The sequence below is a fragment of the Prosthecobacter sp. genome, from assembly GCF_034366625.1.
Taxonomy (GTDB): Bacteria; Verrucomicrobiota; Verrucomicrobiia; order Verrucomicrobiales; family Verrucomicrobiaceae; genus Prosthecobacter.
In genome coordinates, this window is the sequence record NZ_JAXMIH010000030.1 from 81888 (window position 1) to 100761 (window position 18874).

At 60.5% G+C, this 18874-nt stretch carries 17 protein-coding genes; 3 read left to right on the forward strand and 14 right to left on the reverse strand.

Annotated features, from left to right (window positions below; genetic code table 11):
• Positions 1-68: 68 nt before the first annotated feature.
• The 11 genes from U1A53_RS26745 to U1A53_RS26795 all read right to left on the reverse strand — a co-directional run bounded on the left by U1A53_RS26745 (position 69) and on the right by U1A53_RS26795 (position 11960).
• On the reverse strand, positions 69-2690 hold the full coding sequence (locus tag U1A53_RS26745; RefSeq protein ID WP_322284991.1) for a secretin N-terminal domain-containing protein: 2622 nt from the start codon (positions 2688-2690) through the stop codon (positions 69-71).
• A gap of 50 nt (positions 2691-2740) precedes the next feature.
• Positions 2741-3502, reverse strand: coding sequence for a hypothetical protein (locus U1A53_RS26750; RefSeq protein ID WP_322284992.1), 762 nt, complete (start codon positions 3500-3502; stop codon positions 2741-2743).
• A gap of 2 nt (positions 3503-3504) precedes the next feature.
• The gene (locus tag U1A53_RS26755; RefSeq protein WP_322284993.1) at positions 3505-4068 is read right to left on the reverse strand and encodes a GspMb/PilO family protein; all 564 of its coding nucleotides are present in this window, start codon (positions 4066-4068) and stop codon (positions 3505-3507) included.
• 38 nt (positions 4069-4106) lie between these two features.
• A complete protein-coding gene (locus tag U1A53_RS26760) occupies positions 4107-5324 on the reverse strand; it encodes a hypothetical protein (RefSeq protein ID WP_322284994.1) in 1218 nt (405 codons plus the stop codon).
• A 143-nt stretch (positions 5325-5467) separates the two neighbouring features.
• Positions 5468-6346 (reverse strand): type II secretion system protein GspK, encoded by an 879-nt coding sequence (locus tag U1A53_RS26765; protein WP_322284995.1) that lies wholly within the window; start codon positions 6344-6346, stop codon positions 5468-5470.
• Positions 6347-6396: 50 nt separating this feature from the next.
• Entirely contained in the window at positions 6397-7260 is an 864-nt protein-coding gene (locus tag U1A53_RS26770; protein WP_322284996.1) for a hypothetical protein, read from the reverse strand.
• A 55-nt stretch (positions 7261-7315) separates the two neighbouring features.
• Positions 7316-7717 (reverse strand): prepilin-type N-terminal cleavage/methylation domain-containing protein, encoded by a 402-nt coding sequence (locus U1A53_RS26775; protein ID WP_322284997.1) that lies wholly within the window; start codon positions 7715-7717, stop codon positions 7316-7318.
• Positions 7714-8475 carry a type II secretion system protein gene (locus U1A53_RS26780; RefSeq protein WP_322284998.1) on the reverse strand — a complete coding sequence of 254 codons (762 nt, stop codon included), beginning with the start codon at positions 8473-8475 and terminating at the stop codon, positions 7714-7716. Before U1A53_RS26780 ends, U1A53_RS26775 begins: the two co-directional genes overlap by 4 nt.
• Positions 8476-8922, reverse strand: coding sequence for a type II secretion system major pseudopilin GspG (gene gspG / locus U1A53_RS26785; protein ID WP_322284999.1), 447 nt, complete (start codon positions 8920-8922; stop codon positions 8476-8478).
• A 77-nt stretch (positions 8923-8999) separates the two neighbouring features.
• Positions 9000-10226 (reverse strand): type II secretion system F family protein, encoded by a 1227-nt coding sequence (locus U1A53_RS26790; protein ID WP_322285000.1) that lies wholly within the window; start codon positions 10224-10226, stop codon positions 9000-9002.
• Between the two features lie 36 nt (positions 10227-10262).
• The gene (locus U1A53_RS26795; RefSeq protein WP_322285001.1) at positions 10263-11960 is read right to left on the reverse strand and encodes a GspE/PulE family protein; all 1698 of its coding nucleotides are present in this window, start codon (positions 11958-11960) and stop codon (positions 10263-10265) included.
• A gap of 113 nt (positions 11961-12073) precedes the next feature.
• On the opposite strand from U1A53_RS26795, the gene U1A53_RS26800 reads away from it, so the two are divergent.
• From U1A53_RS26800 to U1A53_RS26810, 3 genes are read left to right on the forward strand one after another with little or no spacing between them, the layout of a single operon-like run.
• Positions 12074-12697 carry a L,D-transpeptidase gene (locus tag U1A53_RS26800; RefSeq protein WP_322285002.1) on the forward strand — a complete coding sequence of 208 codons (624 nt, stop codon included), beginning with the start codon at positions 12074-12076 and terminating at the stop codon, positions 12695-12697.
• 26 nt (positions 12698-12723) lie between these two features.
• On the forward strand, positions 12724-13968 hold the full coding sequence (locus U1A53_RS26805; protein WP_322285003.1) for a 4-hydroxy-3-methylbut-2-enyl diphosphate reductase: 1245 nt from the start codon (positions 12724-12726) through the stop codon (positions 13966-13968).
• A gap of 1 nt (position 13969) precedes the next feature.
• Complete coding sequence (locus tag U1A53_RS26810) at positions 13970-14407, forward strand: thioesterase family protein (RefSeq protein WP_322285004.1); 438 nt, start codon at positions 13970-13972, stop codon at positions 14405-14407.
• On the opposite strand, the gene U1A53_RS26815 is transcribed toward U1A53_RS26810, so the two are convergent.
• The 3 genes from U1A53_RS26815 to U1A53_RS26825 all read right to left on the reverse strand — a co-directional run bounded on the left by U1A53_RS26815 (position 14404) and on the right by U1A53_RS26825 (position 18785).
• A complete protein-coding gene (locus tag U1A53_RS26815; protein WP_322285005.1) occupies positions 14404-16998 on the reverse strand; it encodes a DNA topoisomerase III in 2595 nt (864 codons plus the stop codon). The genes U1A53_RS26810 and U1A53_RS26815 overlap by 4 nt on opposite strands.
• Positions 16999-17107: 109 nt before the next feature.
• Positions 17108-17797, reverse strand: coding sequence for a 5'/3'-nucleotidase SurE (gene surE / locus U1A53_RS26820; protein WP_322285006.1), 690 nt, complete (start codon positions 17795-17797; stop codon positions 17108-17110).
• Between the two features lie 4 nt (positions 17798-17801).
• On the reverse strand, positions 17802-18785 hold the full coding sequence (locus U1A53_RS26825) for a 2-enoyl thioester reductase domain-containing protein (RefSeq protein ID WP_322285007.1): 984 nt from the start codon (positions 18783-18785) through the stop codon (positions 17802-17804).
• Positions 18786-18874 lie beyond the last annotated feature (89 nt).

An 18874-nucleotide genomic window follows, 5' to 3' on the forward strand; every position in this document is an offset into this window, starting at 1 on the left:
CAAGGAATCGTCAAGATACGACGCTTGACCACCTTGACCGTTGGCGGCTTGACCTGCTCCCACTCTCACTACGGTTTCTTGTCGCGGCTGAAGAGGCGCTGGAAGAAGTTTTTCTTCTTCTCGACCTCCACAGGTTCGGCGGCGGGAATGGGAGCGACTTGCGGGAAGCGCTGGGCGGCCTCGGAACCGATCTGGGTGCGGTAATCTTCATTGAGCGAGGTCTGACGCACGCTGTGGTTGTCGACGACGACTTGGGGCTGGATGAAGACGACGAGTTCCTTGCGGACTTTGTTCTTGGTGTCAGTGCGGAAGAGTTTGCCGAGGCCGGGGATTCTGCCGAGGATGGGCAGGCCTTGCTTGTCGATGGTGTTTTCCTCGGAGATGAGGCCGCCGAGGACGATGGTGTTGCGGTCGGGGATGGTGACGGTGGTGACAAGCTGCTCGGTGCCGATGATGGGCACTTCATTGGGCACGACGAGCTGGGTGCCGACGACGGTGTCATTGACCTGGGCGATGGTGAGAGTGACTTCGCCATCCTCATTGATGAGAGGAACGATCTCGAGCTTCAGCACGACATCGCGGTATTCAATGGTGGTGGTGGTGGAGCCTGCGGCGTTGTTGTTGGCAATGGTGGTCTGCTGGGAGGGGACGGGGATCTGGCGGCCGGAGGTGATGGTGGCCTTTTTGTTGTTGAGGGCGAAGATGGAGGGCCTGGAGAGAATCTTGAAGTTGTTGTTGGTTTCGAGGGCGGTGACGAAGACTTCGAGGCTGTCGCCGATGGCACCGTAGAGATTGAGGCCGGTCGTGGGGCCGAAAGGCGTGGTGATGAAATTGTTGCGGATGTCGTTGATGGCCCGGCCGACGCCGTTGGCCCCGCCGAGAGTGTCAGTGCGGTTGGTGAAGCCACCGGCGGTGAAGTTGGTGCCGTCTCCAGCCCGGCTGAGGCCGGAGATGTAGTCGATGCCGGACATCATGCCGTCGGTGAGGGTGAGCTGGCCGATGACAGTGGCGAGATAGACCTGGGCGGGCTTGCGGTCGAGCTTGTCGAGAAGGCTGTTGGTCTTGTCGATGTCCTCCTTGCGGCCCATAACGAGGATGGAGTTCGACATGGGGTCGGCGACGATGCGGGTCTTGCCGACGAGGACGGAGACAGGGGCGTTATTTTCCGTGGGGCCGGAGATGACATCGGCACGGGAGCCGATGCCGGTGGTGGCGGTGGTGGCGGTGTCGGAGGCGGCGGCCCCTGCGGTGCTGCCGACGGTGCCGCCACGGGTGCCGGTGGTGGTGCGGCCACCGAGGAGCTGGCTGCTGTTGCTGGCGAGCGCCCGCTGCTGCTGCTGCTGCACGGTGCCGCCGCCGGGGAGCTGGGTGGTGCCGGTGCTGACCTCCTGAAGGAGATCGGCGACGGCACTGAGTACGTCGAGGGCGGCGGCGTATTTGAGACGACGCTCGTAGGGCTCAGCAACTTCGAGCGGCTTGTCGAATTCGGAGATCAGGCTGGCGATGTAGGTGTAGTCGCCGGGAGAGGAGACGACGAGGATTTGATTCAGACGCGTGTCGGCGACGACCTGGGCGCTGGGCTGCGGCATCTGGGCGTTGGGATTGACCTGGACGCCGTTGATGAAGATGGGTTGCGTCGGTGTCTGCTGCCGCTGCTGTTGTTGCTGCTGGTTGTTGTCGCCACCGCGATTTTCACGTCCATCGCTGGCGGCACTGCCGCGGATGGTGTTCACGCCCTTGGTTTCCTTTTCCTGGGCCTGGGCGGTGAGCGTGGCCTGGATGATCTGGGCGATGGTGGCAGCATCGCCGTAAGTGATGGGAATGAACTTGGTGACGAGGGAGGAGCCGGTGTCGCCCACATCAATGGCCTCACGGATGCTGATGAGCTGCTTCACGACGGTGGCGCTTTCGGTGATGAGCAGGCCGGGCGGCGTGGTGACGGCGGTGATGCGGCCATAAGCACCGAGGCCGACATGGCCGGAGAACATGGTGGCGGCGTCCTCAGGCGTGAGGAAGTCCAGCTTCATGAAGTAGGCCACGATGCTTTCGTTGTCCGGGATGTCCTTCGCGCTGGTGTAAAACCTTACGCCGTGTGAGAACTGCACGGCATTGGCACTTTGATTGCGCGCAGGAAGGATTTTGGCACTCTTGCCGCCTGGGTCGGTGACGATGGCGTAGCCGTTGGTGAGGAGCGAGGCCTCGATGAGCTTGATGGCCTCGTCCTTGGCCACCGGCTTCGGTGTGATGAGACTGATCTGCGCACCTTCGAAGATGTTCGTGTCCTTGATGAGCGTGAGGCCGGTGAGCTTTTCGTAGATGGCGAGGATGTCGGCCACCGGGTTCGCGGCGAACTGCATCATGACCAGGTCACCGGTGATGGTGAAGGTTTCGCCTTCGCCTTGGGTCATCCCTGGAGTGCCACCTTCACCGAAGCCGCCGCGTCGGGTGCCGAAGCCACCACGGCCTGCGCCAGGAAACCCACCGCCAGGGCCGAAACCCGTGCCTGGAGCGCCGGGTGCAACAGTACCGGGAGGCGGGGCGGCTGGAGTGGTGCCATCAGCAGCGGGAGTAGCAGGCTGTGCTGCCGGGGCTGTGGGGGTGGCGGGAGCCGGAGTGGGGGGGGTCTGACCAAAGGCGATGGTGCTGACGGCAACGAGCGAGAGGGTGATAACGGGGAGACGGCGATGCATGAAGATGGTTGGGAGCGTGGTGGGCCGGAAGGAGGAGGCGCAGGAGCGGATCAACGTTTGCCCTTTTCATCCTTCTCGATTTTTTCGACGGCGCTTTTGATGATGTTGCGACGTTCTTCCTCGGGCGCGTTGCGGAATTTTTCATCGCTGAACTTTTCCCGGAACACATTGCGGAGCTTTTCCTTGCCTGATTCGGAGAGTGATTCGTATCTTTTGCGGTCCTCCTCACTCGGGCCGCGACTGCCACGGCTGAAGCGGTCCCCACCTCCGGGCGGAGGCGGGCCACCAGGGCCGCCCTCGCGGCGTTCGCTTTTGTCTTTGCGCATGTCGTCCTTGGTGAGGGAGCTGTGGCGGATGCTGAAGGTTTCACCGCCGATGGCGATCTGGGCCTGCGCGTAATCGATTTTTTCCGAGGGCTTGGCACCGACGAGCTTCCAGCCCTTCAAATTTGGCTCGTCTGAGACGACGATGGACTGTTTGGCGGTCTTGTCGAAGATGGTGACGACAGGCTTGCCATCCACATAGGCCATGCCGGTGAGCACGAGCGAATCGGAGATGCTGACGATGCGGGTGAAGGGCGAGTTTTCGACGATGGCGGTGAGACTGGCTGGATCGAAGGGCTGGGGCAGATCGGGATCGCCATTGGCAACGGGATCGGGGGTGACCTGCGCTGCGGGAAGGGTGGGATCAAACTCGTCGGAGGGCAGGGGAATCAAATCGGCCGTGGTCAGCGGCGCATCGGCTGGTAACTGGGCAGTCAATGAGCTGACGGCCAGGAGGCAGGGTAAAAGAAGGCAAAGCAGCGTTTTCATGGCTAGAGTCCGTTTTCAGGTTTGAACCAACGTGCGAGGACGAGGTTGCAGAGCACCTGCGGGGTCTTTTCCTTGGCTTTGGCGTCGATCTCGAGTTCGAGCTGCTTGATGGCTTGGAATTTTTCGGGCGATTGCAGCGAAGCAAGCCAGCCGAGCACGGTGGTTTGATCCCCCCGAATGCGCACTTCGACAGCAACTTCGCGATACACGGCGGCGTTGGCCTTGGCATCGGCTGAATCGGGCAGGAGCTGCTGCTTCTGCACCTGGAGCTGATAATCGAGCGCGACGTTCTGGATTTCCTCCAGGAGCTGGGCCTGTGCGGTGCCGAGGCTTTCGGTCACAGGCATGTTCTGGGTCAACCAGACAGAGCGTTTTTCCCAAAAGTCGCGGTCGGCTAGGTAGCCTTCGTTTTCACGCTTCTCACTCTCCAGCGCGGCAATTTTCGCCAGCACGGCGGTGCGACGGTCGAGGAACTGCTTGAGAATGATGAACGTGGCCATGAGCACCAGCGCGCTGATGCAGGCAGCGAGGAGCTTTTTTTCACGTTGGGTGAGGGCGAGGGCCATGGACTGAAAAAATGGGAAAGTGGAAAGCTGAAACAAACTCAAGGCAGCTTGCCTTGGGCGCGGAAGGAGGCGGTGGTGCCTTTGACTTCGGGGCGCGGGTTCGTCCACACATAGCGGCTGAGGATGCGGTTCTTCTTGAAGTCTTCGATGAACTGGAAGGCGAGCTGGGCATCGCGCGCCTCGCCTCTGATGTCGATCTCGTTGCCCTTGACCTCGAATTCGCGGATCACGATGCCGCTGCCGGGCATGATGCGGTTGATCTCCGCCAGCAGGAAGAGCGGGTAGCGCTTGGGCTCGATGGCGGGTGCGAGGGCTTTCCATTGCTCGTTGGCCTTGCGCACGATGGCGGCAGGCTCGCTGGTGGCCTCCACTTCCTCCGCGAGTTTGGTGACACGGGTTTCCTGGAAGTGCAGGTAGGCGAAGGCGAGGAAGGCGAGCGAAAGATACAGCATGCCGCCGAGAACGAGCGCACGTGTGAGTTTGCCGCGCCGCACGCTGGCGGTCTGTGCGCTGCGGATGTCCGACGGAAGCATTCTACCCCAGGTGCGGGTGTCGAGCGCGGTGTTCGGCGGCAGATCGGCCACGATTCGCACGGGAATGTCTAGCACGGAGCTGAGCCGGGTCGTCAGCGCGCGTTCAAAGCTCGCGCCGATGAGTGCGACACCGGTGATGCTGCCCATGCCGAGATCGGACTCGATGCTGAGACGCGCGAGCGTGATCTCCAAGGCCAGATTGTCTTCGGCAGCAGGCGTTTGGGCGAAGATGTGGCTGTGGTAGAGCTTGCCCTGATGGCTGGCGGCCAGAACGAGATCGCCCTGCTCCTCAATGATGACGATGTGACCGGCTGGAAGCTGGGCGAGGCGCAGCGCGGCGGTGTAATCGCTCGCCTGGGCGGCAGCGAGAGATTCGGGGAAAGGCTCGGCAAGGACATCGACGCTGACGACGGCCTGTCCACCGAGGTTGCCGAGGAGGTGCCAGCGGTAGTTTTTGCCCGCTTTGTCCTGTTCGAGTTTGAAACCACGACGTTCGAGCTGGGTGACGATGATCTGCTCCAGCAGATCGCTTTCGGTTTGCGGCAGGATCAGACCGATCGTGCGGCAGGCAGCGGCAGGCAAGCCGATGACGAGTGGTTTGGAGAGATGCGAGGCCTGTGAAGGACTGTCCACTGCCTCAGCGCTGGTACTCGCACGTGGTTTCCACACACGCCAGGCGGCATCGGGGGCGGGGAGGAGCAGGGTGGCGGCGGTGAGTGACATCGTTGGGCGGGACATTTACAACGTAGGGGGACGGGGGAAGTTGCGCAGGGAAATGACGAATGAGTAATGACGAATGACGAATGTGATGGCGAATGGTTTTTCGTCATTCGCTCATTCGGGAATTAGTCATTCCGCGAACGCGGTCATTCCTCCATCCTGCCCAGATATGTCACCGCTCCGGTTTCCTGATTGCGGCGGACGACGAGGATGATTTTGGAGCGTTTGTCACCCACCCAGCCGATGCTGGTGATGCGGCGCAGGCTGGTGTCGTCGTCATTGACGATGCCGCTGATTGCGGTGAGGCGGTCGCCGCTGAGTCCGAGAATCTGGTAGGCCTCCTCGTCGCGGATGCGGCGGTCATCTTCGGTGCCGGGGATGCCATCGGCCCCGTCACGTTCGGAGATGAAGCGTGTCACATCGCCCTCGGAGGCACCGGTGACGGCCAGCAGCACGTCTTTGAAGACCGTGCGCAGGTCGATCTGGCCTTCGCCGTAGATGCTGAAGTACTCACGCCAGTCGGGTTTGCGGCGGTCCACGGCATCCATGCCGCGCACGAGCAGCATTTCGTCCACGCGGGAGAAGCCTTGGTTGCGCGGCGCGTCGTAGGTGCCGAGCTGCTTGTAATACTCCGCCTCAGCGCCGTTTGCGCGCTGGTTGCTGTCATTATCCACCCAGTCGGCCAGCGAATCGGCGGCGATGCCGGCGTCCTCGGCATTGAGCTGCCAGTAGATGAAGAGATTGTAGATTGCCTCGCGCAGGCGCTCGTCGGTGGCGTAGTTGATCGGGAGGCGGGCACCTTCGTAATTGATGACCACGTCGAAACCGCTCTCCGGGCCGATTTTCTGTTTCAACACAAGATCACCACGCCGTATGTTCGGGTGCAGGCCGACGGCAAGGCCACTTTCCGCCAGATGCAGCGCACGGAATTGATACGCGGCCATTTTCGACTCTTCGGCGCTGTAGGTGATGTATTCGACGACGCCCATGACCGTGACGGACATGAGCAGGATGGCCCAGATCATGAGCATGAGGGCCGAGCCCGATTCGCGGGTGCGAGAAAGCATCAACGTTTTCATCGTGGAGGGCCGCCTCCTCCGCCGCCACCATTAGAGTTGCCACCACCTCCGGGCGTGCCACCGCCTCCTCCAGGCGGACCACCGCCACCTTGTCCGCCGCGTCCGCCGCCATCACCACCACGGCCTCCTCCTGGACCGCCGCCGCCGCCACCTCCTCCACCCGTGGGAGCGCCACCACCGCCACCTGTTTGAGTGGCGCTGGAGGTGGAGTTGCTGCTGGAACTGCTGCTTGGCGCGGGAGTTCTGCCTGCGGTGATGGTAAGAACAGGAACGCTGTAAACCATGCGGATGGGCAGGGTACGATCCTTCAGCACAAGCTGCGCTTCGATCAAATCCGGCCACTGCGATTTGCTCCATTCCTCATACCACGTCTCCTCTTTCTCGACGTAGAAGCGCCATTTCAGCGAGACGACATCCGGCAGCAGCGGCATCCAGTAGCGGCCTTCTTCATCGGGTGCATACAGCCCGGTGGTGGCTTCGCGGATGCCTGTCTGGCGGTCATCGGTTTGTGGAATGACGTCCTCGCGTGAGAGGCTGAGGTAATGCAGCGGCATCTCATTGGAATCGGCCAGGCCATCGGGATGAGGACGGATGCGCAGCGTGGTGTCCTTCAGGCTGATGGGACTGAGTCCGAAGGGAAAACAATCAGGTGCGCCAGCGATGGTGATTTCTTGAATGATAGGCTCCGTGTTCTGCACCATCTTCAGCGTGACCGTGGCCGTGCTCGGCAGCGTGGTGAAGGCCTTGCGGCTCAATTCGATGAAGCGGTTCACGGCATCGCTTTCCCTCTTGCCGTGCTCGATCTCCGCCGCCGTCTGCACCGAGCCGCGGATAAGCGCGAACAATGTTGTTGTGATCATGGCCAAGATCGTGATGCCGATCACGACCTCGATCAGAGTGAAGGCAGAGCGCCGTCTATTGTTGCGCGGATTTGTACACATAGACGTTCAGTGTGGCTTCCTCGGGCACGCCATCGAAAGACGAGGTCGCCGTGATGGTGAGGTTGTAAATGTCGCTCAGGGTGTCGCCACGGGTCGTGCGCAGCGCCACCGGCTCCGTGTTGCTCGTGTAGGTGACGCCATACGTGGTGTCCATCTGCGAGGTGCTCATCTCGGTGATCGGCTTGCGGCGGATTTCCTCCAAAAAATTGCGCATGCCGATGCGGATGATCTGGTCGCGCTTGAGCAAGTTCGCCGTCTCAGCAGCTTGGTTTAAAGCCCTTGCCAGTCCCAGCGCAGCGATGGCGAAGATGGTCAGCGCGATCACCAATTCAAACAGAATGTAGCCGCTCCGGCGTCTGTGGGCTGATGTTTTCATCGTAGATCGACGCTCTCTTTCACGATGTCTGCTGTCAGGGCTCCGAACTCGACATCGAACGTGGCGGATTCACGGTCGATGTGGACCTTCAGCGGCTGGCAGATGCCGCTGGGCTGGAACACCCATAGTTTAACGGCATCGCCTTCGAGAAAGAGCGGTTCGGTGTCATACCAGAACTGCAACGAGTACTGCATGTCTTCCGGCATCTCGTACTTCTCCGTCCAGTGCTCGTCATACTTCGGCGCGGGCGGGGCGAGAGGCAGTTCGGTCGTTTTGGTGACGCTGCCGCCGCTGTCGAGATCGTTCTTGTCGAAAGTTTCCTGCTCCGCCGGTGGGTTCTCGCCGGTTTCGAGGAACTCCTGCAGTTCCGCGAGCTGGAGATACGGATTGAAGTAGCGCGATGCTGTGAAGCCGCCGCCATGAAACGCCACCTGGTAGGGGCGCTTCTCCGTCATCGCCCGCATGCGTGCTTCACGGGCCAGTTTGACCAGCGCGGTGACTGGTTCGCGTGCGAGACGCTCCTCCCGGAAGCCTTTCAACATGGGTACCGTCGCCGCCGCGAGAACGGCGACGATGGTCAGGGCGATGACGATCTCAACGAGAGTGAAGCCGGTGGAACGACGAGCCGAGCGAAGCGAGACAGACGACCGAAGGGAGCCCAGAGGGGAGCGAAGCGAATCAATGAAGGCAGAATGACGAAGGGTGAGGGTATCACTCGCGTCATGGCTGGTCTTCGTGCTTCGGCATTCGGCATTCATTTACTTCGTCGCGGTCTTCTTCCAGTTCCCCATGTCGTCCTCGGTGCCGTCCTGGCCGTCGGCACCCATGGTCCAGACGTCATAGGGCTTCTTCGATTTCTGGGCGGGGAAGCGGTACTTGTATTCGGCGCCCCATGGGTCTTTGGGCATCTCTTCCATGAAAGCGCGGTAGTTTTCAGGAATTGGCTCCATGGTGGGTTTTTCGACGAGGGCTTTGAGGCCTTGCTCGGTCGTGGGCATGCGCAGGGCGCGGGATTCGTAGGATTGAAGGGCGAGACCGATGGCTTGGATGTCGCTGTCCACGCGGGTGTCCTTGGCGGAGTCGATCTGGCCTTTGAGCAGGTAAATCGAGCCGGAGGCCAGGATGGCAATGATCGTGAGCGTGATGACGATTTCGATCAGGGTGAAACCGGCGCGGAGAGAGGTGTGCGATGGGCGGATTTTCATGGAGATGGGGAAGGGGTGGCTGCGGGAGGTTTTTAACAGGATTTGAGAGGGATTAACAGATTTTTTGGCCGAAGGTTTCACTGACCTCGGATGCCGGTGACGCTTTGGGCGATGGCGGCGACGATGGAGTAGGCCACGGTGCCGACCATGATGGCCATGAAGATGAGGATGACGGGCGTGATCATCGCCGTCATGCGCTTGATACGCTTGTCGAGCTCCTTGTCGTAACGGATGGCACATTTCTCCATCGACTTGCCAAGCTGGCCGGTTTGCTCGCCCACACCGATCATGTCGGCCAGCAACAGCGGGAAACTGCCGACCTTGCGCAAGGCCGAAGACAGCGGAGCACCTTCGGAAACGAGGTTGGTGACTTTGGCGAGCAGCGATTGGATGAAGACGTTGGCGGAAATCTTCGAGACGAGGCGGATGCTGTTGAGCAGCGGCACGCCATTGGTGATCAGGTTGCCCAAGGAGTGCGCAAACTGCGCGTAGAAGCGCATGGACATGATCGCTCCGAACAGCGGGAGCTTGAGTTTGGTGGCGTCCCACCACAGGCGGCCTGCGGGGCTGGAAATGTAACCACGGAAGGTCAGAACGATGGCGGTGATGGCAGCAAGAATGGCCCACCACCACTGGCCGAAGAAATGATTGAAGCTGATGAGCAACTGCGTGGCCGCAGGAAGCTGCTGGCCGTTTTTCCCCATCAAATCCATGATCTGCGGCACCATGAAGGTCATGAACACGACCATGAGAACCACGCAGGCACCGATGAGAAAGGCGGGGTAGATCATCGCCTGGGTCACCTTGGCCTGAAGATCGGCCATGACGGCCAGATTGGTCGCGAGACGACGCAAAATGCTCGGCAGAGAGCCGCTGACCTCACCGGCGGCGGCGAGATTGCAGTAAAGATCATCGAAGCTTGGCGATGCTTTTCTCAGAGCCTTCGCCACAGTCGAGCCTTCGCGCAGTTCATTGCGCATCGTGGTCGAGATGCGCCGCAGGGCAGAGGCTTCCTGCCGCTCCTGCATGATGCGAAACGCCTGATCAATTTGCAGGCCGCCATCGAGCAGATCGGCGAGTTCTTCCGTGAACAAGATCAACTGCGCCCGCTTCAACTTCACCGGACCTTCCGCCGCGTCCGCTTTCGCCTTCGCCGTTTCGGATTTCTCCTCCTGCGTGACCTTCACCGGCGTCAGCGCCTGTGCCTCGATATTCCGAAACGCCTCAGCTCTGGATCCTACCGTAACCGATCCGGTGATTGTTTGTCCGGTTGCAGTGAGAGCTGTGTAGGTAAATGCGGGCATGGCGCTCTGTTAATTCAGCGAGTGTGGATTTCAATCTTACTCACTGGCAGCCGTCACGGTCATGACTTCCTCCAGCGTGGTGACGCCTTCGGATGCCTTGCGGAAGCCGTATTGGCGCATCGGGACCATGCCGTCTTTGAGAGCCTGGGCTTTGAGTTCCATGCTGTTGGCGCGATTGTTGATCTTGTCCTGCAAAGCTTCGGACATGAGGCAGATCTCCATGATGGCGAGACGGCCAGTGAAGCCGGTGTTGCGGCAGGCACGGCAGCCGACGGGTTTGAAGAGCTTGTTTTTCCACTCCAGCGGGAAGCCGATGGTGCGCAGGTGGCTGTCTTCGTGGTGCGCGGGCTGCTTGCAGAGATTGCACAGGGTGCGGACGAGGCGCTGGGCCTGGAAGGCACGCACAGAGGATGAAATCATGAACGGCTCGATGCCCATGTCGAGCAGACGGGAGATGCCGCCGACGGCATCGTTGGTGTGCAGCGTGGAGAAGACCAAGTGACCGGTCAAGGCACCGCGGATGGCGATTTCGACCGTCTCCTGGTCGCGCATTTCACCGACCATGATGACGTTCGGGTCGCCACGCAGGATGCTGCGCAGACCAGCGGCGAAGGTGAGGTCGATCTCCGGCTTCACGGCGATCTGGATGATGCCATCGAGCTTGTTTTCGACCGGATCCTCGATGGTGACGATGCGCCGCTCCTTGGTGTTGAGTTCCTTGAGGAAGGTATAAAGAGTGGACGACTTGCCGGAACCAGTGGGGCCGGTGACGAGGATGATGCCGTTCGGCGCGGCGAGCAGCTTGCGAATCGTCGCCTCGGTGGCGGGATCAAGGCCGAGGGACATGATGTCGAATTTTTTGCGCGTGAGCAGACGGAGCGCGACGGATTCGCCGTTGACGCTCGGGATCGTTGCCACACGCACGTCGATGGGTTCGCCATCGAGTTCGAGGTTGATGCGGCCGTCCTGCGGCATGCGGCGTTCGGCGATGTCGAGGTTCGCCATGATTTTGAGGCGCGAGATGAGCGAGGATTGCAGCAGGCGCATGTTCGGTGGCACGGGGACTTCGAGCAGCTTGCCATCGACGCGGTAGCGGATGCGCAGGTCGCGCTCCAGCGGCTCGACGTGGATGTCGGTGGCGCGTTCCTTGAGCGCTTCGCGGAAAACCTGGTTCACGAAGTTCATCACCGTGGCCTCTTCGTCTGCTTCATCGAGGACGTTGACCTCCTGCTTGAGGTCGTCGTGGTCATCCCCGCTTTCACGTCCTTCGAGAAGTTCTTCGAAATTTTCAGCACCGACGCCGTAGCCCTGATGCAGCGCTTCGAGGATGCGATGACGCGGCGCGATCTGCCAGTGGACGCGTTTGCGCAGCTCCTGGCCGACGGCCTGACGGGCACTGAGGTCGAAGGGATTGTAGGTAAGAATGGTGACTTCACCGTTGGCGACCTCTGAAGGGCAAATGCGGTGGCGCAGGGCCAGCTTGGCCGGAAAACGGCTGTGAAGGCCTTCAGCGGCATCGGCGATGCCATTTTCGGAGAAGGGCATGCCCAATCCGGTCGCAAGCTGGGCGAAAAAGCGATCTTCATCGACCATGCTGCTGTCCACGACGGCATCCAGGAGTGGCTGGCGCTTGTCTGCGGCGAGTTCGAGGGCGTGGCGCAGGCGGGTGGGCTCCTCGCATCCGGCGCTGGTGGCGGTGCGGACAAGAACGTCGATCAAGGTGGTGGCGGGCATGTGGGGCGATACAACGCAGGGACAGGGGCAAAGTTTCGATCTAGCTACAAGAGGTTTGTTGGGGAAAGAAAATCTGTGGAGCCATGGGAATCGTGTGCTACATCGCAACCTGCATGAATATCCTCCTCCCCATCTGCCGTCGTTCCCTGAAGGCGCTCGCCTTCGCCGGGCTTGCCCTCGCCTTGAGCCAATGTGCTGTCGTGAAAAAAGGCAACTACTCGCTCAATTTTGATCCACCCACGAAGCCGGTGAAAAACCCCTCGGCCGTGAAGGTGAAGCTCAGCACCGGCGCCCAGCGCGTGTATGTGATGGAAGGCAATGAAGTGCTGCTTGCCACGCCATGCTCAGTCGGTACCGCCAGCAGCCCGACGCCGCTCGGCACGTATTCGATTTACAGCAAGACGGCCAACCGCCGTCGTGCCAGCAGCCCTGGCGCCGGTTATCCGATGACGTTCTGGATGGAGTTCAAGTCCGCCTACGGCATGCACTGGGGCTGGGTGAAGCCTTATCCCTGCACCCACGGCTGCGTGCGTCTGCCGATCAAATCCGCGCAGAAGATCTTCAGCATGGTGAAAAGTGGCACGCCGCTCATCATCGCCACCTCTCACCCGGAAGACGCCACCCATGGCAAGTCGCTTCCTGTGCTGGATGACTCCACGCTGGCCGACCCACCCGATTCCTACATGATGAGTAACAAGGTCTTCGAAGACGCCGCGAAGGGCAAAATGTACTATTGATTCGCCGGCCAGTTTTTTTCTCATCAATGTCTGCTCCAGCACCCTCTCCAGCCGCCCGCCGTGTGAATGTCCGCACGCCGGAGGTCATGGAGCGTGTGCAGGCGGAGGTGGAGACGCATTACCGCAGCCACATCGTCGAAAAAATCCGGGCGCGTGGCAGCATGCTGACCGTGGGCAACACCACGATTCGTCTCGCTCGTGATTTCGGTTTCTGCTACGGCGTGGAGCGTGCCATCGACCTCGCCTATGCGGCGCGGAAGGTGTTTGCCGACCGACGGGTGTTCCTGCTGGGAGAGATCATCCACAATCAGGAGGTGAACCGCCAGCTCACCGAAATGGGCGTGGTCAGCATCCCGAACAGCGAACATGAGGCGATGGTCGCCACCATGACGAACGAGGATGTCGTCATCGTGCCCGCTTTCGGTGCTGAAACGCGGCTGATGAAGCTGATCGGTGATCGAGGTTGCATGGTGGTCGATACGACCTGTGGCGATGTGATGAGCGTGTGGAAGCGCGTGAGGCAGTATGCCAAGACCGGCTTCACCTCCATAATCCACGGCAAGGCCAGCCACGAGGAAACCCGCGCCACTTCCTCGCGTGCGATGGGTGATGATGGCATGGGCAATTATCTCGTGGTGCTCACGCTGGCCGATGTCGATTACGTCTGCGATTACATCCGCCACGGTGGTGATCGTGAGGCTTTCTTGAAGCGTTTTCCGGCCGGGGCTCACTCGGACGACTTTGATCCTGATCTGCATCTCACCCGCATCGGTGTGGCGAATCAGACCACGATGCTCAAATCGGAGACCGAGGAGGTTCAGCGGCGTTTGAAGCAGGCTGTGCTGGACAGGCATGGCCCTGAGGCTGGAGTCGTCAATTTTCAGGTCTTCGACACGATTTGCGGAGCCACGCAGGAACGGCAGGACTCGCTCTTCGGTCTGCTGCGCCAGCCGCTCGATGTTTTGCTCGTCGTCGGTGGCTACAACAGCTCCAACACTACACACCTCGTTGAAATCGGCGAGCAGCAACTGCCCACGTTCTTCATCCGCACCGCCGACTGCCTCAAATCACTGGAGCAGATCGTGCATTTCGATCTCCACCTCAAGGCGGAGAAGGAAAGTTATTCCACCAAACTCGCCAGCGACGGCCCTGTGACCGTCGGCATCACCGCCGGGGCCTCGTGCCCGAACAATCTCATCGAAGACACCGTGCTTCGCGTGTTCAAACTGCGCGGTGTTGATGAAGCCACCGTGCGCGCCGCCTTGAATTGACATGCATCTCACGCCGACCATCGAAACTCGCGAGGAAGTGATGTTTTTCGACACTGACTGCGGTGGCGTCGTCCACAACATTGCCTACCTGCGCATGATCGAGACCGCGCGCACACGTCTTGCCGGCTTGATGGGCATGAAGTTGCGTGAAATGGCGCAGACTCATTTGTATCCCGTCGTGGTGCGCACGGAGATCGACTACAAGAAGCCAGCGAAGCTCGGTGATGAATTGATCATCCACGGCAAGCTCGAAACCGTCGAGCGAGTGCGTTTCTGGTGCTCGTTTGAAATGCGTCGAGCTGAGGACAACGCTCTGCTCATCACCTGCCGCCAGTCCTTGGCCCTCGTGCAGATGCCCGAAGGCAGGCCTTCACGTCTTCCAGAAGACTGGAAGGTGAAGTATGCGCATCTGCTCAAATCGAAGCAGGAGCCGGTTTAACTCCGTCCGCTGACGCCCGCTGGTTTCTTGGGCTTCTTTTCTGCCTTGGGCTTCGCCTCACGCGGCGGGAACTCCCAGCTCATGATGCGCTTCTCACCCGGCGTGCAGACGAGGAAGGTGCTGAAGGGGCGGCCACGTTTGGAGATCATGCCGGCGATCAGCGAGGTCTTGCCATCAGCGAAAAATTCGCGGGCGTTCTCTGGCGTGATGTCTTTCTGGCAGAGCTTCTTCGGCAGGCGGGCGTTGCACTTGGAGGAGTCCGTGGCGTTGATTTTGCACTGATACCCATCCGCCGTTTCGTGGATTTTTTCACCCGCGCGGCCCTTCTTGGCACAGACCGGGCAGTCGCAGATGACCGGGCATTCATCCCAGTTGATGCTGTCAGGATCGGTGCCGTCGCCAAAGACGAAGGCAACTTTCATGTCGTCCTTGATCTGCAGCGCGGCGCTGAAATCCTTGCCCTTCTTGCTGCGGAAGCCTTCCAGCGGACCGATGAAACGTTTTTCGATCAGCGTGCGGATTTCATCCTCGCTAAGCGGACGGCTGGCGACGGCCTTGAAAACGCGAACTTTGCACTTGGGGTTTTTGCAGCCGTAAAACTCCTCAGTCTGCTTGTAACCTTCCGTGCTGCCACAGACGCCGCAGGTGGCCTTGAATTCAGGGTAAACCTTGTCCTTGGCGGCCTTGGAATAGGCCTTGGTTTTTTCGACGACCTGGCTGGTGACGCGACGGATGTCGCGCATGAAGCTGTCACGGTCGAGTTCACGGTGCTCCATCTGGCGCAGCTTGTACTCCCACTGGCCGGTCATTTCAGGCGAACTGAGGGCCTCAATGCCGATGGCGCTGATTTGATCAATGAGGGCGAGACCCTTGGCGGTGACGTGGAAGTCACGCTGCACGCGCTCGACATAGCGGTCCATGATCAAACCTTCGATGATCGCGGCGCGCGTCGCAGGCGTGCCGAGGCCACGCTCGCTCATGGCTTCGGCGAGTTCTTCGTCTTCGACGTACTTGCCCGCGCCTTCCATGGTGGAGAGCAGCGTCGCTTCCGTGAAGCGTGGCGGCGGCTTGGTTTGATGCTCGTTGACCTCGACATTGAGCGCGCTGGCCTTGTCACCAGGATTGGCCTGCACGAGGAGCTTGGCGGCGTCCTCACCGCCTTCCGCGGCCTCTTCGGCAGCCTTTTTGCCATAAACAGCGAGCCAGCCGGGCTCCTTGAGCACCTTGCCGTCGCTCTTGAAGGCATCCTTGTCCACACGAGTGATGCGGGTCGTCACTTCGAACTCGGCAGCAGGGAAAAACACGGCCACAAAGCGGCGTGCGACCATGTCGAAGAGCTTCTGCTCGGCCTCCGGCAGTTCCTTGGGCGGGATCTGGCCGGTGGGGATGATGGCGAAGTGATCGCTGACTTTGGTGGTGTCGAAGATGCGCTTGTTGGGGCGCACCCATTTGTTGTCGATGACGGTGGCAGCGTGCGTGCCGAGTTCGTGCGGCAACGCGTCGTGCTTGCGGCTGTCGTGGCTGGCAAAGGTCTGCATTGTCTCCGTCACCGTCGGGATATAATCCTCCGGCAGGTGGCGGGAGTCAGTACGCGGATAGGTGAGCACCTTGAACTTCTCATACAGCGCCTGCGCGATCTGGAGCGTGCGGCGCGCGGAGAAACCAAAGCGGTTGCTGGCCTCACGTTGAAGGCTGGTAAGGTCATAGAGCAGCGGCGGTGCTTGACGCGCGGGTTTGGTCACTTGCTCAATGACACCCGGCTTGCCGTTGCAACGATCTGCGATGGCCTGTGCCGTGCCTTGATTCCAAAGACGCTCCTGTTTCTTGTGCTCGTCGTTCTCGTCCTTTTTGAATGATTCGTCGATCCAGCGGCCTTGGTAACGACCCGCAGGCACTTCAAACAGCGCGATGGCTTCAAAATAGGTGCGCGGCACGAAGGCGGCGATCTCGCGCTCGCGACCGGCCATGATGGAAAGGGTTGGCGTTTGCACGCGGCCCACGGGTGTGAGGCGGAAGCCGCCGTGGCGTGAATTCAGCGCGGTCAGAGCGCGGGTGCCGTTGATGCCGACAAGCCAGTCGCTCTCGCTGCGGCACTTGGCCGCGTCGGCCAGCGGCTGCATCTCTTCGTCGGTGCGCAGCTTCTTATAGGCGTCCAGGATGGCTCCCTGCGTCATGGATTGCATCCAGAGGCGCTTGATGGGCTTCTTGGTGCCGGTGGCATCGACGATGTAACGGAAAATCAGTTCTCCCTCGCGGCCAGCATCGCAGGCATTGATGAGAGAATCGACATCCTTGCGCTTCATCAGTTTGGCGAGGAGCTTGTAGCGGTCTGCGCTCTGTTCGATGGGGTTCAGCTCAAACTTCTCCGGCATGATCGGCAGGCTGGTGAAGCCCCAGCCGACTTTTTTGCCATCGACCGTGGGCATGCCGAGTTCCAGCAGATGGCCGACGGCGGATGAGATGACGTGCGTTTCGTTCTCGTACCAGTCCTTTTCTTTGGCGAAGGGTTTCATGCCGGGGGCTTTGGCGAGTGCTCGGGCGAGATCGGCGGCAACACTGGGCTTTTCGGCAATAATCAGGGCTTTGGGCATGTGCGTATGAACAGGGATTGGTCGGAAAAAGGGGGCTACTTAGGGCATGCTTTCCGCCCGGATGTCAAGGCGGGCGCGTTTTAGGCAGCAAAACCACCCGTGCGTTCAGTTATACGTGCAGCAGCGAAACGGCGACGTTGCCGCCGAAACAGACATCCACATCCGAGCCGGGATCGCGGGGGCGTGAGGCATAGGAGGCGCTGTAAGCGTAGCCATGCTCGTTCTGGGTGTAGGAGACGTTCAAAGGCGAATGAGCGGGCTGGCACGCGATGCGGGGAGGGAGAGCATGCTGGCCGGGAGCCAGATGCGGCAGATTGATGTTCCAAAAAGAATTGAGCGGATGATCCTGGAGATGTGTTTCACGCAAAATGTCCGCGACCCAGGCCGAGGTGCGCCGCCAATCGACGGCGAGTTCGCGAATCATGTAGTGCGACAGTGCAAACGAACGAATGCCATGATACGCAGCCTCGCGTGCCGCGGCGACGGTGCCGGAGATGACGATGTCCTGGCCCATGTTGCCACCGGCGTTGATGCCGGAGATCACGAGGTCCGGCTTCACATCAAGAGCGAACAGCGCCAGCCGCACGCAGTCTGCCGGTGTGCCGTGGACGGCGAAGCGCTGGTCGCCGCGCGGTTCCACTTTGAGGTGTTGATGCGTGGTGACACGGTGGCCGCACTGGCTTTGCTCGTGAGCGGGTGCCACGATGACCGGCTGCCAGCCAAGCTGTTTCACCGCTTCTTCCAAAGCCTGCAAACCAGGCGCGGTGATGCCGTCGTCATTCGTGAGGAGGACGCGCATCAGTTCAGGCGAGATCGAGAATGACTTTGCCGTGACGAGAGCCCTCCTGCGCACGGAGGATGGCCTGCTTGAAATCGGCCAACGGCACGATTTGATCGATGGCTGTGACAAGTTCGCCCTTTTCGATGAGAGCCGTGAGAGGATCGAGCACTTCGTAAAGTTCGGGCGTGCTGGCTTTTTCGAGCCATTTCGTGATCCACAGTCCGTGAAGCTGGAGATTTTTGAAGATGAGGAATTTGTTCGGCACCTTGAGGCTGCGGCGGCTCATCGCTCCGTAAGTCACCATGATTCCTTCCGAACTGAGCAGATCCATGAGGTGAATGGCGCTGTCGCCACCAACGGCGTTCGCGGCAAGCTGCACAGGTTCGCTGCCGACGATCTTTTTGGCCTCGGCCACACCTTCGGCGGTATCAAGCACCACCGCGTCGGCCCCGAGGGTCTTCAATTCATCGACCAGTTCGGCGCGACGGACGAAATTGATCGTCCGCAGCCCGAAGTGATGGGCGAGCTGGATCAAGGCGCGGCCCACGCCGGAGTTGGCGGCGTTTTGCGCCACCCAGGAGCCTTTGGCGAGACGAATGTGGTGATTGAGCAGCGCCCAAGCGGTGACAGGGTTGACGCGCAGCATGCTGGCCTGCACGGCATCGATCTGCGGCGGCAGTTTGGCGAAGTGATGCTCCGGGGCGGTGAGATGCTGCGTCCAGCAGCCCGTGCCGAGCAGCGGGATGACCACATCGCCTTTCGCCAGCGAGACCACAGCGCTGCCGACCTCCTCGACCTCACCACACCCTTCATGACCGGGAATGCAGGGCGGATGCGCGGCCCGGCCGTAGGTGCCCTCGATGAAATTCAGGTCCGCCGGATTGACGGGAGCATAGCGCATGCGCACGCGGACTTCGTGGCCTTCGGGTGGTGCAAGCACGCGTTCCTTGAGTTGAAGGACGTTCGCCGGATTGCCGGTATGATCGAATTGAAGGAAAGAGGACATGGTGCGCAGGATCAATAGGTTGGTGGTTTTGGCCACAATGCCGACCACACTCAATGCTTTCAAATACGGCATTCGTTACGCTTTGCGCC